This is a genomic window from Massilia sp. 2TAF26 (assembly GCF_052115005.1).
GTDB lineage: Bacteria > Pseudomonadota > Gammaproteobacteria > Burkholderiales > Burkholderiaceae_D > Telluria.
The window spans coordinates 39436-53651 of record NZ_JBFRFV010000009.1 but is presented as its reverse complement, the minus strand read 5'-3'; the positions used below and the strand labels follow the sequence as shown (position 1 = coordinate 53651).

11 protein-coding genes are annotated in these 14216 nt (G+C 64.3%); 6 read left to right on the top strand and 5 right to left on the bottom strand.

Annotated features, from left to right (window positions below):
- Positions 1-25: 25 nt before the first annotated feature.
- Positions 26-2047 (bottom strand): bifunctional 2',3'-cyclic-nucleotide 2'-phosphodiesterase/3'-nucleotidase, encoded by a 2022-nt coding sequence (locus AB4Z32_RS11715; protein WP_442122018.1) that lies wholly within the window; start codon positions 2045-2047, stop codon positions 26-28.
- A 43-nt stretch (positions 2048-2090) separates the two neighbouring features.
- Complete coding sequence (locus AB4Z32_RS11710; RefSeq protein WP_442122017.1) at positions 2091-2531, bottom strand: nuclear transport factor 2 family protein; 441 nt, start codon at positions 2529-2531, stop codon at positions 2091-2093.
- Between the two features lie 110 nt (positions 2532-2641).
- Here AB4Z32_RS11710 and prfB point away from each other — a divergent pair.
- From prfB to lysS, 3 genes are all read left to right on the top strand, one after another.
- A protein-coding gene (prfB, locus tag AB4Z32_RS11705) for a peptide chain release factor 2 (protein ID WP_442122016.1) occupies positions 2642-3746 on the top strand; the annotation gives its coding sequence in 2 pieces (ribosomal slippage) (positions 2642-2722 and positions 2724-3746; 1104 coding nt in all).
- Positions 3746-4408, top strand: a complete 663-nt coding sequence (locus tag AB4Z32_RS11700; protein ID WP_442122015.1) for an HAD family hydrolase — start codon at positions 3746-3748, stop codon at positions 4406-4408. The genes prfB and AB4Z32_RS11700 overlap by 1 nt, the downstream gene beginning before the upstream one ends.
- A 35-nt stretch (positions 4409-4443) precedes the next feature.
- Positions 4444-5997: a lysine--tRNA ligase gene (gene lysS, locus AB4Z32_RS11695; protein ID WP_442122014.1), complete on the top strand. Its 1554-nt coding sequence runs from the start codon at positions 4444-4446 to the stop codon at positions 5995-5997.
- 146 nt (positions 5998-6143) lie between these two features.
- Here lysS and ppnN read toward each other — a convergent pair whose 3' ends face one another.
- Entirely contained in the window at positions 6144-7514 is a 1371-nt protein-coding gene (gene ppnN, locus AB4Z32_RS11690; protein WP_442122013.1) for a nucleotide 5'-monophosphate nucleosidase PpnN, read from the bottom strand.
- Between the two features lie 243 nt (positions 7515-7757).
- Between ppnN and AB4Z32_RS11685 the strand changes: the two genes are divergently transcribed.
- Entirely contained in the window at positions 7758-9260 is a 1503-nt protein-coding gene (locus AB4Z32_RS11685) for a peptide MFS transporter (RefSeq protein WP_442122012.1), read from the top strand.
- 78 nt (positions 9261-9338) lie between these two features.
- Positions 9339-9692: a translation initiation factor Sui1 gene (locus AB4Z32_RS11680; RefSeq protein WP_442122011.1), complete on the top strand. Its 354-nt coding sequence runs from the start codon at positions 9339-9341 to the stop codon at positions 9690-9692.
- A gap of 12 nt (positions 9693-9704) precedes the next feature.
- Here the strand turns inward: AB4Z32_RS11680 and AB4Z32_RS11675 are convergent, their stop codons facing one another.
- Positions 9705-10259: a hypothetical protein gene (locus AB4Z32_RS11675; protein ID WP_442122010.1), complete on the bottom strand. Its 555-nt coding sequence runs from the start codon at positions 10257-10259 to the stop codon at positions 9705-9707.
- A gap of 134 nt (positions 10260-10393) precedes the next feature.
- Here AB4Z32_RS11675 and AB4Z32_RS11670 point away from each other — a divergent pair, with 134 nt between their 5' ends.
- Positions 10394-11650 (top strand): b-glycosidase, encoded by a 1257-nt coding sequence (locus tag AB4Z32_RS11670; protein WP_442122009.1) that lies wholly within the window; start codon positions 10394-10396, stop codon positions 11648-11650.
- 26 nt (positions 11651-11676) lie between these two features.
- On the opposite strand, the gene AB4Z32_RS11665 is transcribed toward AB4Z32_RS11670, so the two are convergent.
- Complete coding sequence (locus AB4Z32_RS11665) at positions 11677-14178, bottom strand: TonB-dependent receptor domain-containing protein (RefSeq protein WP_442122008.1); 2502 nt, start codon at positions 14176-14178, stop codon at positions 11677-11679.
- Positions 14179-14216: the final 38 nt, after the last annotated feature.

Below are 14216 nucleotides of genomic sequence, written 5' to 3'. Positions count from 1 at the left end.
GCCGGGCAACGTCCGGCACGACCGTTCATTTTGCCAAGTCCACCGCATACAACGCAAACCCCTTCCCCAAGCCATCGTCTGCAGCCAGCTGCGTCACATTCCCCAACCCGGCCGCGCGCGCCAGCTCCAGCTTGCCCGGCGCCGAATGGAACACCACCGGTCCCTTGGTCGCCACCTTCGCAAAGCGCCAGCTGCGCTGCGAACCATTGGCCTCACGGCTCAGGCGCTTCGCTTCCTTGATGTACGCGATCAGCACGTCGCGGCTGGCGTCCGGCGCCGTGAACACCGTCTTCGCGCCGCCCTCCAGGCCCGGGAAATTGCCGCCGCCGCTGGCGCGGTAGTTATTCGTCGCGACCAGGAATTCCTGCCCCGCCGGCAGCGGCGCGCCGTGCAGCTGGAGATTGCGGATGCGCTGGCCCGGCGGCCGGGTCAGGTCGATCTCGTAGCCGAGTTCCGGCGAGGTCACGGTGTCAAAGTTATAGCCGGGGAAGCCGGTGTTGACCAGCTCCTGCGGCTCGCTCCGGTCCGGATCGATGGTATTGAAGCGGCCCGCCGCCTTTTCCAGCCAGGCCTTCAGGCCGGCGCCGTCGACCTTCACCACCGCCAGCGCGTTCGGATACAGGTAGAGGTCGGCCGCGTTGTTCAGGGCCAGGTCGCCGGCGGCGACGTCGGTGTAGTCAAGCACGCCGGCCGAACCGGTCTTGAAGGGCGCCGATACCGACAGCACCGGCAGCTTCGCGAACTGCGGCAGATTCTCCGCCACGTAATGGCGCACGTAGGCGGCCTGGGCCTGGTTGACGATCTGGATCGCCGAGACGTCGCCGACGTCGGCGAAATAGGTCGACATGCGGAAGTCCGCGCTGCCGATCGGCGTCTTCACGTAGCGGATCGTGGCTTCGTGCTCGTCCTTCACCAGCGACATCACCGCCGGATCGGCCGACACATAGCTCTTGTCCGGCTGCTGGGTCGTGCGGTTCTCGACGATGGCGGCGTCCTGGTCGGCGCGCCAGCGCTTGCCGTCGTAGCGCAGCTGCAGGCGCACCACGCCCAGGTTCTTGCCCCAGAGGTTGGCCATCACGGTCGGCACGCCAAACACCCTGCCCTTCGCCTTGTCGACGTGCGGCAGGTTGAACTGGGCGACGGTGCTCGATGGATTCGGGAACAGCTGATGCGAATGACCAAGCAGCAGCGCATCAATACCACCCAATGCGCCGCCCGCCTGGGCCAGGTAGTAATTCCCGTTCTCCATTGTCGGCGAATACGGGCTGGCATCCAGGCCGCCGTGCGAGATCGCCACGATCAGGTCGGCGCCCTTGGCGCGCATCTCCGGCAGGTAGCGCTTCGCGGTCTCGACCAGGCCTTCGGTGTAGACCTTCCCCTCCAGCCAGCGGCGGTCCCAGTTGACGATGGCCGGCGGCGTGAAGCCGATGATGCCGACCTTGACGGTGGCCTCGAAGGATTTGCCCTTGGCGTCGACCGCCTTGATGCGCTTGCTGAGGATACGGTAGGGCTCGAAGAGGGGCTTCTTGGTCCTGGTGCTGTAGACGTTGGCGAGCACCACCGGCAAGCCCGGTCCGGCGCACTGCCTGCCAGGAACGCCCTCGACATCGAGGCGCTGGCCGGTCACCTGGCCCAGGTAGGCCAGGCCGAAATTGAAATCGTGGTTGCCGATGCCGATGCCGTCGTAGCCGATCTTCTTCATCGCCTTGTAGATGCCCAGCAGCTGGCCGCAGCGCAGCGGATCGACGGTGGCCTGGTAGTCGCCCAGCGCATTGCCCTGGATGGTGTCGCCGTTATCGAACAGCAGCGTGTTCGGGAAGTCGCGGCGCGCCTGGGCGATCAGCGAAGCGGTGCGGTCCAGGCCCAGCGAAGGGTCGGCGGCCAGCTTGAAGTAGTCGTAGCCGACCACCGCCGAGTGCAGGTCGGTGGTTTCCAGGATCGCCAGTTCGGCGCTGCTGCCGGCCGGTACGCGTGCGGCCGGCGCCGCGCTGGACAGGGAGCTCGCGCTCAGCGCGAACAGGACGAGGAAGCTCGATCGGGAAACCATAGGCGATATCTGAAGGATGACGGCCCGGATTATAAACGCCCGCTCACTTCTTCTCGGTATTGAAGGTCTTGTTCGCGATGAGCCAGCGTCCGTCCTTCTTCAGCAGCGCCATGTGGTCCGTGAATTTCATGTCGGGATAGTCGAGCGTGATCTTGGCCACCGCGGCGTCGCCGGTCAGGTCCAGCACTTCGATGCTGCGCCGGCGCTGGGCTTCGTCGGCGGCCGGCTTGCCGTCGAAGCGCGTGACGAATTCATCCACCGACAGGTTCACCTTGCCGCCGATGATGCGGGCGTCCGGACGGAAGGCCTCATGGACGTAGCGCCGCTCACCGCTCGCATGCGCGCGGATATAGGCCTCGAGCGGCACACAGACCGCGGCCAGTTCGCCGCTGGCACCGGCACACCCTTGCGTGGAAGCGGCCGCCGCACCGGCGGCGGCCAGCATGGATAGGCCGGCGATGCCGGCCGCTAGCAAGTTGTACATATTGCCTCCAAATAAACATTTTTATGGCGGCATGCTAGCAGAAACCGGCGCGCCTGCAGTGGGGTATAATCTCCGGTTCGATTCAACCTACTAAAAATACGTCACCGACCATGGAAGCTGAACGCATCAACGCCCTTTCCGCCCTGCTGAACGACCTGAGCAGCCGTGAAGCCGAACTTCGGAGGTATCTTTGACTTCGATAAGAAGTCGGAGAAACTAGAACAGGTCAACCAGGAACTGGAAGACCCGACCGTCTGGAACGACCAGAAGCGCGCCCTCGACCTGGGCAAGGAAAAGAAGGCGCTGGAAGGCGTCGTCCTGACGCTGGAAAAAGCCCGCGCCGACATCGACGACTCGCGCGACCTGTTCGAAATGGGCCGCGAAGAAGGCGATGACGACACCATCGAATCCGTCGAAGGCGACGCCGCCGAGATCGCGAAGGTCATCGAGCAGATGGAATTCCGCCGCATGTTCAGCAACCCGATGGACCATGCGAACTGCTTCATCGACATCCAGGCCGGCGCCGGCGGCACCGAAGCCCAGGACTGGGCCTCGATGCTGCTGCGCCAGTACCTGCGCTATTGCGAGCGCAAGGGCTTCAAGGCCGAAGTGATGGAAATCTCCGAGGGCGAGGTCGCGGGCATCAAGACCGCCACCATCAAGGTCGAGGGCGAGTACGCCTACGGCCACCTGCGCACCGAGACCGGCGTGCACCGCCTGGTGCGCAAGTCGCCGTTCGACTCGGCCAACGGCCGCCACACCTCGTTCACCTCGCTGTTCGTGTACCCGGAGGTCGACGAGTCCTTCGAGATCGAGATCAACCCGGCTGACGTGCGCATCGACACCTACCGCGCATCCGGCGCCGGCGGCCAGCACATCAACAAGACCGACTCCGCGGTGCGCCTGACGCACGCCCCGTCGGGCATCGTGGTGCAGTGCCAGAACGACCGCTCGCAGCACCGCAACAAGGCCGAAGCCTTCGACATGCTGCGCGCCAAGCTGTTCGAACTCGAGCTGCGCAAACGCATGGCCGAGCAGCAGAAGCTGGAAGACTCGAAGACCGACGTCGGCTGGGGCCACCAGATCCGTTCCTACGTGCTGGACCAGTCGCGCATCAAGGACCTGCGCACCGGCTTCGAGACCGGCAATACCAAGAACGTGCTGGACGGCGACCTCGACGACTTCATCTCGGCTTCGCTGAAGCAGGGAGTGTGATGAGCAAGCCCGCCTTCATCTTCGACATGGACGGCACCATCGTCGACAACATGGCCTTCCACACCAGGTCCTGGCTCGAGTTCTTCGCCCGCCGCGGCAAGGAGTACGAGGCCGAGGCCTTCTTCCGCGAGACCGCCGGCGCCCAGGGCCGCGAGATCCTGCGCGCCCGCCTGGGCGACGAGGTCACGGACGAGGAAATCGCCGCCCTGGCAGCGGAGAAGGATGCGCTGTACCGCGAGATGTACGGTCCGCACCGCGCCGCCATCAAGGGCTTCGACGACTTCGTGACCGCGGCCGACGAGCGTGGCGTGGCGCTGGCCGTGGCGACGTCCGCGCCGCCGAAGAACATCGTCTTCACCCTCGACGAACTCGACCTGCGCCGCCACTTCGGGGCCGTGGTCGGCGCGACCGACGTCAAGCAGGGCAAGCCGCATCCGGACGTGTTCCTGAAGGCCGCCGAGAAGCTGGGCGCGAATCCCGCCGACTGCATCGTCTTCGAAGATGCGCCGATGGGCGTGGAAGCCGCGCGCCGTGCCGGCATGCGCGCCGTGGTCATCACGACCACCCTGCCTGCCGACGCGTTCGCGGAGTTCGACAACGTGCTCAAGATCGTCAACGACTACGACGAGCTGTCCGTTGAGGACCTGCTGGGCGTCCTCTGACCTGCACGTGAACCAAACATAGATAGATACCTGATATGAGCACCGAAAACCAAGAACAAGGCCAGGAACAGCAAGCGGCTTCGCTGCAGCTTGATGACAACAAGATCATCGCCGAGCGCCGCGCCAAGCTGGCAGCGATCCGCGAAAAAGGCGTGGCCTTCCCGAACGACTTTGTCCCCCAGCACAAGGCTGCCGGCCTGGTCGAGACCTATGGCGGCTGGACCCGCGAGCAACTCGAAGCCGAACCCCAGCAGGTGGTGCTGGCCGGCCGCATGATGCTCAAGCGCGAAGCCGGCAAGAAGGCCGCCTTCGCCACCCTGCAGGACGCCTCGGGCCCGCGCGCCGACGGCCGCATCCAGATCTACGTCACCCTGGACAACACCGGTGAAGAAGCGATGGAAGCCTTCCGCCACTACGACCTGGGCGACATCCTGGGCGTGGAAGGCACGCTGTTCAAGACCAAGGTCGACGAGCTGACCGTCAAGGTGACGAAGCTGCGCCTGCTGTCGAAGTCCCTGCGTCCGCTGCCGGACAAGTTCCACGGCCTGGCAGACCAGGAGACCAAGTACCGCCAGCGCTACGTCGACCTGATCATGAACGAAGAGACGCGCCGCACCTTCAAGGCGCGCACCGCCGCGATCGCGTCGATCCGCCGCTTCATGCAGGACAACCAGTTCATGGAAGTCGAGACCCCGATGCTGCACCCGATCCCGGGCGGCGCCGCGGCCAAGCCTTTCATCACCCACCACAACGCGCTGGACATGCAAATGTTCCTGCGTATCGCGCCGGAGCTGTACCTGAAGCGCCTGGTGGTCGGCGGCTTCGATCGCGTGTTCGAGATCAACCGTAACTTCCGCAACGAGGGCGTCTCGATCCGCCACAATCCGGAATTCACGATGATGGAGTTCTACGCCGCCTACACCGACTACAAGTGGCTGATGGACTACACCGAGGCCGTGATCCGCCAGGCCGCGATCGACGCCCACGGCACCGCCGAAGTCACCTACGGCGGCCGTCCGCTGGACCTGGGCAAGCCCTTCCACCGCCTGACCATCGTCGAAGCGATCAACAAGTACGCGCCGGAGTACACCAGCGAACAGCTGAACGACGCCGAGTTCCTGAAGAAGGAACTGCTCGAGAAGTTCGGCGTCAAGCCGCACATCATTTCGGGCCTGGGCGCGCTGCAGCTGGCCCTGTTCGAAGAGACCGCCGAAGCCCAGCTGTGGGAGCCGACCTTCATCATCGACTACCCGGTCGAAGTCTCGCCGCTGGCGCGCGCTTCCGACAACCGCCCCGGCATCACCGAGCGCTTCGAGCTGTTCATGGTGGGCCGCGAGATCGCCAACGGCTTCTCGGAGCTGAACGATCCGGAAGACCAGGCAGCCCGCTTCCAGGCCCAGGTGGCCGCCAAGGATGCCGGCGACGAAGAAGCGATGTTCTATGACGCCGACTACATCCGCGCACTGGAATACGGCCTGCCCCCGACCGGCGGCTGCGGCATCGGCATCGACCGCCTGATCATGATCCTGACGGATTCGCCGAATATTCGCGATGTGCTGCTGTTCCCGCACCTGCGCAAGGAAGACTGAGCTTGAGTGACGCGTGATGCGTCACAAAAAAGGCGCGAAACGGGAGACCGTTCGCGCCTTTTTTAATGCCGTCATCCGTAAAACCGTCATCCCCGTGAAAACGGGGATCCATACGTCGCGTGATCTGTGCCTCAGGACGGTGGCTATTAACGGACCACCCGATAGCAGGGAATATACTCTTTGCCCGGCAACTTCATCCGGCTCTGCTCCACGAACGACTGCAGCAGCTTGTCCATCGGCGCCATGATCTCATCCTCGCCATGGATCTCGAACTTCCCATACTTCTCGATCGCCCGGATCCCCTCCTCCTTCACGTTACCGGCCACCACGCCCGAGAACGCACGGCGCAAATTGGCCGCCAGCAGGTGGGTCGCCTGGTTCTTGTGCAGCGACAGGCTGCGCATGTTCTCGTGATTCGGGCGGAAGGGATGCTGGAACTCGGGGTCGATCTTCAGGCCCCAGTTGAAGTAGTAGGCGTCGCTGCGCGACTTGCGGAATTCGCGCACCTGGCGGATCCCGGTGTGCATCTCCTGCGCCACCGCTTCCGGATCGTCGACGATGATCTTGTAGCGGCGCTGCGCCTCTTCGCCCAGGGTCAGGCCGATGAACTGGTCGATCTGCTCGAAGTATTCCCTGGCCGTCGACGGGCCGGTGAACACCAGCGGGAACGGCATGTCCGCGTTCTCGGGATGCAGCAGGATGCCGAGGATGTAGAGGATCTCTTCGGCGGTGCCGGCGCCGCCCGGGAACACCACGATGCCGTGGCCGGTGCGCACGAAGGCTTCCAGGCGCTTCTCGATGTCCGGCATGATGACCAGGTCGTTCACGATCGGGTTCGGCGACTCGGCCGCGATGATGCCCGGTTCCGAGATGCCGAGGTAGCGGCCGCCCTGCAGGCGCTGCTTGGCGTGGCCGATGGTGGCGCCCTTCATCGGGCCTTTCATCGCGCCCGGGCCGCAGCCGGTGCAGATGTCCAGTTCGCGCAGGCCGAGCTGGTAGCCGACGTGCTTCGAGTAGTTGTACTCGACGCGGTTGATCGAGTGGCCGCCCCAGCACACCACCAGGTTCGGATTGCGCTGCGGCTGGATCACGTTGGCGTTGCGCAGGATGTGGAACACGGCATCGGTGATGCCTTCCGGCCGCTGCAGGTCGAAGCGCGGATTGTCCGTCACTTCGAAGCTCACGTAGACGATATCGCGCAGCACCGCGAACAGGTGCTCGTGGATACCCTTGATCATCTTGCCGTCCACGAAAGCGTGGGCCGGCGCGCTGCGGATATCGAGCTTGATGCCGCGCTCGCGCTGGATGATCTTGATGTCGAAATCCTTGTAGCGTTCGAGCAGTTCCTTGCCGTCGTCGATCGAACTGCCGGAATTCAGTACCGCCAGCGCGCATTTGCGAAAGACCTGGTACAGGCCACCCTGGCTGGTATCGAGCAGCTTTGCCACTTCCGCCTTCGACAGCACTTCCAGGCGCCCCTCCGGGGATATCAATGTGTCGACAACGTCGTTCGTCATATTCCTCTTCCCTTTCTGTTCAGTGTTTCCGTACAGCCTTTTCGCCAATATACGACATCTCCCACGAGTTTGCCCCCACACTTGCGCAGCCTTTTCTCGTCAATACTATTGATCCGGAAAAAGTTGCCTTAACGAGCAGAATTTCCACTAAAATGCGACGCTATTGGATTTGCGCCCGCACACGATGCGGGCATGCGGCCCAATCATTCCTATTCTTATAAAACGTATTTGGGGAGGAACCGCATGAGCGGTGCAGCTACTTCTACCGTCGAACAGAAAGCGATCCCGGAATTCAAACAGATCATGGGACACCCAGCGCCGCTGTGGATGCTGTTCATGACCGAATTCTGGGAGCGCTTCGCTTTCTACGGCATCCGTTGGGCCCTGGTGCTCTACATCGTCGCCCAGTTCTACGGCGGCAGCGGCGTCGGCCAGGCCGACGCCAACCTGACCTACGGTTCCTACCTGGCGCTGGTCTACGCCGGCGCCGTGTTCGGCGGCTACATCGCCGACCGCGTGATCGGCTACCAGCGTTCGATCCTGGTCGGCGCAGCCTTCATGGCGGCCGGCCTGTTCGCCATCACCGTGCCCGATCCGAACGTGTTCAAGCTCGGCCTGGCCACCATCATCGTCGGCAACGGCATGTTCAAGCCGAACATCTCGACCATGGTCGGCCAACTGTACGGCATCGGCGACGAGCGCCGCGACTCCGGCTTCACCATCTTCTACATGGGCATCAACAGCGGCGCCTTCGTCGCGCCGATCCTGACCGGCTGGCTGGCCGGCGCCATGTCCGGCAGCACCGGCGTGCCGGCCTACAAGGTCGTGTTCTTCGCCGCCGGCATCGGCATGCTGCTGTCGCTGGTCTGGTTCCAGATCGGCCGCAAGGGCCTGAAAGGCATCGGCGCACCGGTCGGCGAACTGGCCAGCCCGACCCGCCTGATCGGCGTGATCGTCGGTTCGCTGGTCGTGATCCCGCTCGTCTACTTCCTGCTGAAGCTCGGCGCCGACACCATCCAGTACATTCTCTCGGCGCTGTTCGTCGCGCTGGCGGTCATGCTGCTGGTCGAAGGCATCCGCAACGGCAAGGTCGCGCGCGACAAGGCCATCGCCATGCTGGTCATCTTCTTCTTCAACGTGATGTTCTGGTGCTTCTTCGAGCAGGCCGGCAGCTCCTTCACCTTCCTGGCCGACAACATCGTGCGCCGCGACTTCGGCGGCTGGATCTTCCCGACCGGCTGGTTCCAGTCGGTGAACTCGATCGCCATCATCGTCTGCGCACCGATCGTGGCCGCAGTCTGGGTCTGGCTGGGCCGCGCCAATCCGTCGATCCCGCGCAAGTTCGGCCTGGGCCTGATCTTCAACGGCCTGGCCTTCCTGCTGCTGATGTTCGCGCTGCAGCACCTGGTCGGCGCCGACAGCAAGATCCCGTTCTGGACCCTGTTCATGGTCTACGTGATCCAGTCCATCGGCGAACTGTGCCTGTCCCCGATCGGCCTCTCGATGGTCACCAAGCTGGCGCCGGTGCGCCTGGTCGGCCTGGGCATGGGCGGCTGGTTCCTGTCGACCGGCATCGGCAACAACCTGTCGGGCATTTTCGCCAGCCACATCTCGGGCGAAAAAGGCATGAGCGTGGAATCGGCACTGAGCGGCTACACCTTCGGCTTCTACGCGCTGATCGGTTCCGGCATCCTGCTGTTCCTGATCGCGCCGCTGATCCAGAAGTTGATGCATGGCGTGAAGTAAACTTCCCGCGTCCCTGACGACACGGCGGCCTGCGGGTCGCCGTTATTTCTTCTACATCCGAACATCCCTGGATTCAGCATGAAAAGCAGTTCGATTAGCCGCCTCGTCTACTCCACCGAAAGCGGCCGCATGTGCCCCGATTGCCGGCAGCCGGCCGCGGAATGCATTTGCAAGGCCAGGACCGCGATCCTCGGCGACGGCGTCGTCCGCGTCTCGCGCCAGACCAAGGGCCGGGGCGGCAAATGCGTCACCATCGTCAAGGGCCTGCCGCTGGACGCGATTGCGCTGGCGGCGCTGGGCAAGCAGTTGCGCACCGCCTGCGGTTCCGGCGGCACCGTCAAGGATGGCGTGATCGAAATCCAGGGCGACCACTGCGAGCTGGTCGTCGCGGCACTGGCGAAACATGGACACCACGCCAAGCGGGCCGGCTGAACGAAGCCCCGATTATTGATTCGGTGTCGCCCTGGAATAACTGGCGATATAGAGCTTGGCCAGCTTTTCGGCCGCCTGGAACTCGGCCGGTGAGAGCTTGGGTAAGAGCCTTGCGAGCGACTGGCTCGCGTCGCGTGCAATCCGGGCCTCCAGCTCATCGGCGGCCGCAGACGCCTGGTTGGCCGTGGCTGCGCACCGATACCAGGCATACGCCTTGACGACACTTTGTTCGACGCCCTTGCCATCTTCGGCTGCATGACCAAGATGCCACTGGGATTCCCGATCGCCACTTTCCGCCGCCTGCGTCCACAGCGAAATAGCCTGGCTGATATCGGCCTTGCCTCCCAAACCGTAGTAAAGCAGATACCCGAGGTTGTTCTTGGCTGAGGTTTCGGGCTCTTCCGTGATTGCTTTTGCCCAGTGTTGGCGTGCCGAAGCGTAGTCCTTCGTTCTATAAGCCTGGACGCCGAGATTATATTCAGACGCTTTCGGCGTTGAACCGGCGCACCCGCAGAGCGCTGAAAAGCACAGGAACGCGACGGTCTTTTTAAACGATAGCTTGCTCATGTTGCCATTATAGCCAAAGCAACAGGGACTGGAACGGCGCCGCGTTCCGAACCTCCGCACGCCTGGATACGCGGCGAAATCCGACTCGTGGCATCCTACGACCTCGACCGGGCCGGCCCGGGAAAGGAGACTGCATGGCGAAGCATCCAGGAATATTTCCAACATTCTTCCTGTCCGGTTTTGAATGCTCCAATTTCCTCTGGGGCGAGCGTCCCGGGGTGCGCCGCAACCTGATCGCGGAAACCCGGCACGACCGCCACGCCGCCGAGGATTACCGTATCCTCGCCGAGCTCGGCATCGCCGTCTCGCGCGAAGGCATTCCCTGGCCCCTGGCCGATCGCGCCGGCGGCGGACAATACGATTTCTCGATGGTCGATCCCTTCATCGAGGCCATGAACGCGTCGAAGATCATTCCGATCTGGGACCTTTTCCATTACGGCTATCCGGACGACCTCGATCCGTACGACGACGCCTTCGCCAGCCGCTTCGCGGCCTATTGCCGGGCCGCCGCCGAATACGTGGTCCCGAAAGTGCGCGGGCCGCACTTCTTCACGCCGATTAACGAGATCACCTTCTTTTCCTTCTGCGCCGGCGAATGGGGATGGGCCGCGCCCTACCGCTGCAGCCGCGACGACCGGATGCGCCTGCGGCTGGCGCTGTGCCGGGCCGCGATCGCCGGCGTGAAGGCGATCCGCGAAGTCGATCCGGATGCACGCATGGTCCACATCGATCCGCTGGTGCGGGTGGTGGCGCCGCGCGACCGTCCCGACCAGATCGAGGCCGCGCGCCACGAGACCGAGGTCGACACCTTCCTGGCCTGGGACGTCATCTATGGCCGCGAGCATCCGGAGCTCGGCGGCGCGCCCGAGATCCTCGATATCGTCGGCGCCAACAATTACTCGTTCGGACAGATGGAATACCGCGAACACGGACCGCACAAGCCCCTGGACCCCGGCGACGACCGCATCGCCCCGCTGTGCGACATGCTGCAAACCGTCTGGGAACGCTACCGCCGGCCGATGATCATCGGCGAAACCAGCGGCATGCGCGACGGCCGCGCCGACTGGCTGCACGACGTGATGTGCGAATCGCTGGCGGCGGTGCGGCGCGGCATGGACCTGCAAGGGATCTGCCTCTTCCCCGCCGTCGACATGCCGGACTGGCATACCGGCGAGTGGCTGCACAACGGCATCTGCGACCTGGCCGAAGAGAACGGCGACCTCAAGCGCGTGCCGGACGGCAAATACGTCGACGAACTGCGGCGCTGGCAGAAGGAGCTGAACCGGGTCACCAGGCTGGACGAGGATCCGTTCAGCGACCCGGTTGAACTGCAGGACGTGGTCGATGCGGCCCAGCGCCTCGACATGCAGCCGGATAAAGACTGGTGCTGAGGGACTGGCGCTGAGCCGGCAGCCGCTTACTGCTTGTCGGACGGCTGCGTCTGGGCCGGCGTGGTGGCTGGCTTGGCAGCCGGTGTAGCAGCCGGTACCGGCGCACCCTTCTGCGCTTCGCTCGCAGCCTGGGCCTGCGCCTGCTGCATCTCCTGCGCCCGGCGCATCGCTTCGCGCGCCTGCGGGCTGTCGACGTTGATGCCGGCCGCCTGCATCGCATTGCGCACCGCGTCGTTGCCGGTCGTGCCGCCGAAGGTGTAGCGCAAGCCTACGTAGAGGCGGCGCTGGTGCACGGTGGTGTCGGTGCGGTCGCGCAGCACATCGGTCTCGACGCGGAATTTCTGGTCGGTCGAGCGCAGTACGTCGTTGGCGCGAATATTCAGCGACAGGCGCTTGTCGAACTTGTGTTCGTAGGCCAGGTTCATCATGCCGAAGGGCTCGCGGTAACCCTCGCCCGACAGCAGCTTACCCTGGCGGAAGGTCATCAGGGTCAGCACGTCGTCGGGGCCGATCTGCCATTGTCCGCCGCCCTGCAGCTGCAGCGAGGGCGAGGAACGCTTGCCGCCCGCCAGGCCCATGGCATCGGTGCGGTCCTGTTCGATGAAGCCGTAGTTACCGTTGAACATGAAGCGGATGTTCGGCAACGCGATTCCCCTGATGCGCATGTTCGGCGGGATCATGCCCATCACCGAGAACTCGATGCCGCCGGAGCGGCGGTCGCCCAGGTTCTCGCGCGTGGTCAAGAGCGTGTTCGCGTCGAGGAAAACGCGGCGGTCGGTGATGACGTCGGATTCCTTGCGCAGGTAGCCGCGCACGCTCACCGGCATCAGGCCCTTGATCTTGGTTTCGTAACCCAGCTCCAGCGAGTGCAGCTTGACCGCATGCAGGTGCGGATTGCCCGAGCTGACGTAATAGTCGTTGGCGTAGTTGACGAAGGGGTTCAGGTCGCCCGAGGTCGGGCGCGAGATGCGGTCGGCGTAGGACAGGCGCAGGTTCGAGTACTGGTCCAGCTTGTACGTCAGAAACAGGCTGGGCAGGTAGCTGGTGTACTGGTTGGTGGCCTGGACGCCGGTGGTGACCTGGTCCAGGTCCTGGTCGGTGCGCTCGACCCGCAGGCCGCTCTTGAAGGACCACAGCTTATTCAGCGGCATCTCGTAGGTGCCGTACACCGCCACCACGTCCTGGTCGAGGTCGAACAGGTTGCTGCGCCGGGTGTCCAGGCCGCCGCCGGTCAGGAACAGGTAGCGGTTGTCGGCGGTCTGCTGCAGGCGCTGCAGGCGTGCGCCCGCGTTCAGGAAGCCGGGGCCGGCCTTGCCCGAATAATCGGCGCTCAGGTCGGTCATGCGCACGCGCGTGTCGACGTTCTGCGCGTAGTCGCGCAGGGTGGGCGCGCCGGTGGCCGGCATCGCCAGGGCCTGGTACAGGGTCGAGGTGTCCGCGCTGTTGTTGTTCGACGAGTGGCGCAGGTCGATCTTCAGCGTCTCGCCATCGGAGTTGAAGCGGCGCTCGAAGCCGGTGACGATCTCGTGGTTGCGCGAATCGCCGTCGGTCTTGCGGCGCGTGGTGTAGTCGACGACCGGCGACTGGGTCGTGCGGAAGTCCGTGAAGTGCTGGTTCGAGTCGGCGTCGTTGCCGCGCTTGTTGACCGAGAACGAGCCGGTGATGGTATCGCGCTCGTTGTAGTTGTAGCGCCCGCCCATGCCGGCCTGGACGAAGGTATTGATGCCATGGTTGTGCGAATCCTGGCGCAGGCGGCTGATCGCGCCGGTCGTCGGATCGATGCGCTCGCGCAGCTGTTCGGTGTCGGTGTCGTTGCCGTCGCGGCGCACGTTCAGGGTGCCGTTCACGGAGGCATAGCCGGCGCTGTAGCTGCCGTTGGCGAAGGCGTTGGCGCGGCCGCCCGGGCCGACGTTACTGGCCACCGTGCCGTTCCCGCCCGGCTTGGTGTAGCGGCGCGAGATCAGGTTCAGGATCGGGCCGCCGCCCGCCTCGTTGCCGAACTCCGCGCCCGGGTTGTTGATCACCTGGACCGATTCATAGTTCTCGGCCGGCAGCGCATTGATGGCGGCGGCGCGGTTCTCGCCCTGCAGCTGGGCGGTCGGCTTGCCGTCGACCAGCACCGTCACGCGCTCGCTGCCGCGCAGGCGCACGGTGCCGTTCGGGTCGACGTTCACCGAAGGCACGTTGTTCAGCACGTCGCCGATCGATGCGCCGGCCGTGCTGGCGTCATTCTTGATGTCGTACACTTGGCGGTCGACGCGGTTGGTCTGGCGTTCGCTGACCACGTTCACGGTGGCGATCTGGCCCTGCGGCTGCTGCGGCGCATCGGCGCTCACCGCGGCCGGAGCTTTCGCATCCGCCTCCTTCGCTTTCGCCGTTGCGGCCGGCTTGGCGGCGTTGGTTTCGAGGGGCTTGTCGGCGGCAGGCGCCGTTTGCGCGCCGGCGTCGACGCTCAGGAACAGCAGGGCGATGGCCGCCGGGATGGCCTTGCAGGCGGAGGGAACAGTGACCGCGGAGTGACGAGACATATGTATAAGGAAAGATGATGAAAAGTAAAAAGATTAAC

Excerpts from the sequence above, each read along its gene's own strand:
- AB4Z32_RS11715 (WP_442122018.1), bottom strand. The coding sequence starts at position 2,047 with ATGGTTTCCCGATCGAGCTTCCTCGTCCTGTTCGCGCTGAGCGCGAGC.
- AB4Z32_RS11710 (WP_442122017.1), bottom strand. The coding sequence starts at position 2,531 with ATGTACAACTTGCTAGCGGCCGGCATCGCCGGCCTATCCATGCTGGCC.
- AB4Z32_RS11700 (WP_442122015.1), top strand. The coding sequence starts at position 3,746 with ATGAGCAAGCCCGCCTTCATCTTCGACATGGACGGCACCATCGTCGAC.
- lysS (WP_442122014.1), top strand. The coding sequence starts at position 4,444 with ATGAGCACCGAAAACCAAGAACAAGGCCAGGAACAGCAAGCGGCTTCG.
- ppnN (WP_442122013.1), bottom strand. The coding sequence starts at position 7,514 with ATGACGAACGACGTTGTCGACACATTGATATCCCCGGAGGGGCGCCTG.
- AB4Z32_RS11685 (WP_442122012.1), top strand. The coding sequence starts at position 7,758 with ATGAGCGGTGCAGCTACTTCTACCGTCGAACAGAAAGCGATCCCGGAA.
- AB4Z32_RS11680 (WP_442122011.1), top strand. The coding sequence starts at position 9,339 with ATGAAAAGCAGTTCGATTAGCCGCCTCGTCTACTCCACCGAAAGCGGC.
- AB4Z32_RS11675 (WP_442122010.1), bottom strand. The coding sequence starts at position 10,259 with ATGAGCAAGCTATCGTTTAAAAAGACCGTCGCGTTCCTGTGCTTTTCA.
- AB4Z32_RS11670 (WP_442122009.1), top strand. The coding sequence starts at position 10,394 with ATGGCGAAGCATCCAGGAATATTTCCAACATTCTTCCTGTCCGGTTTT.
- AB4Z32_RS11665 (WP_442122008.1), bottom strand. The coding sequence starts at position 14,178 with ATGTCTCGTCACTCCGCGGTCACTGTTCCCTCCGCCTGCAAGGCCATC.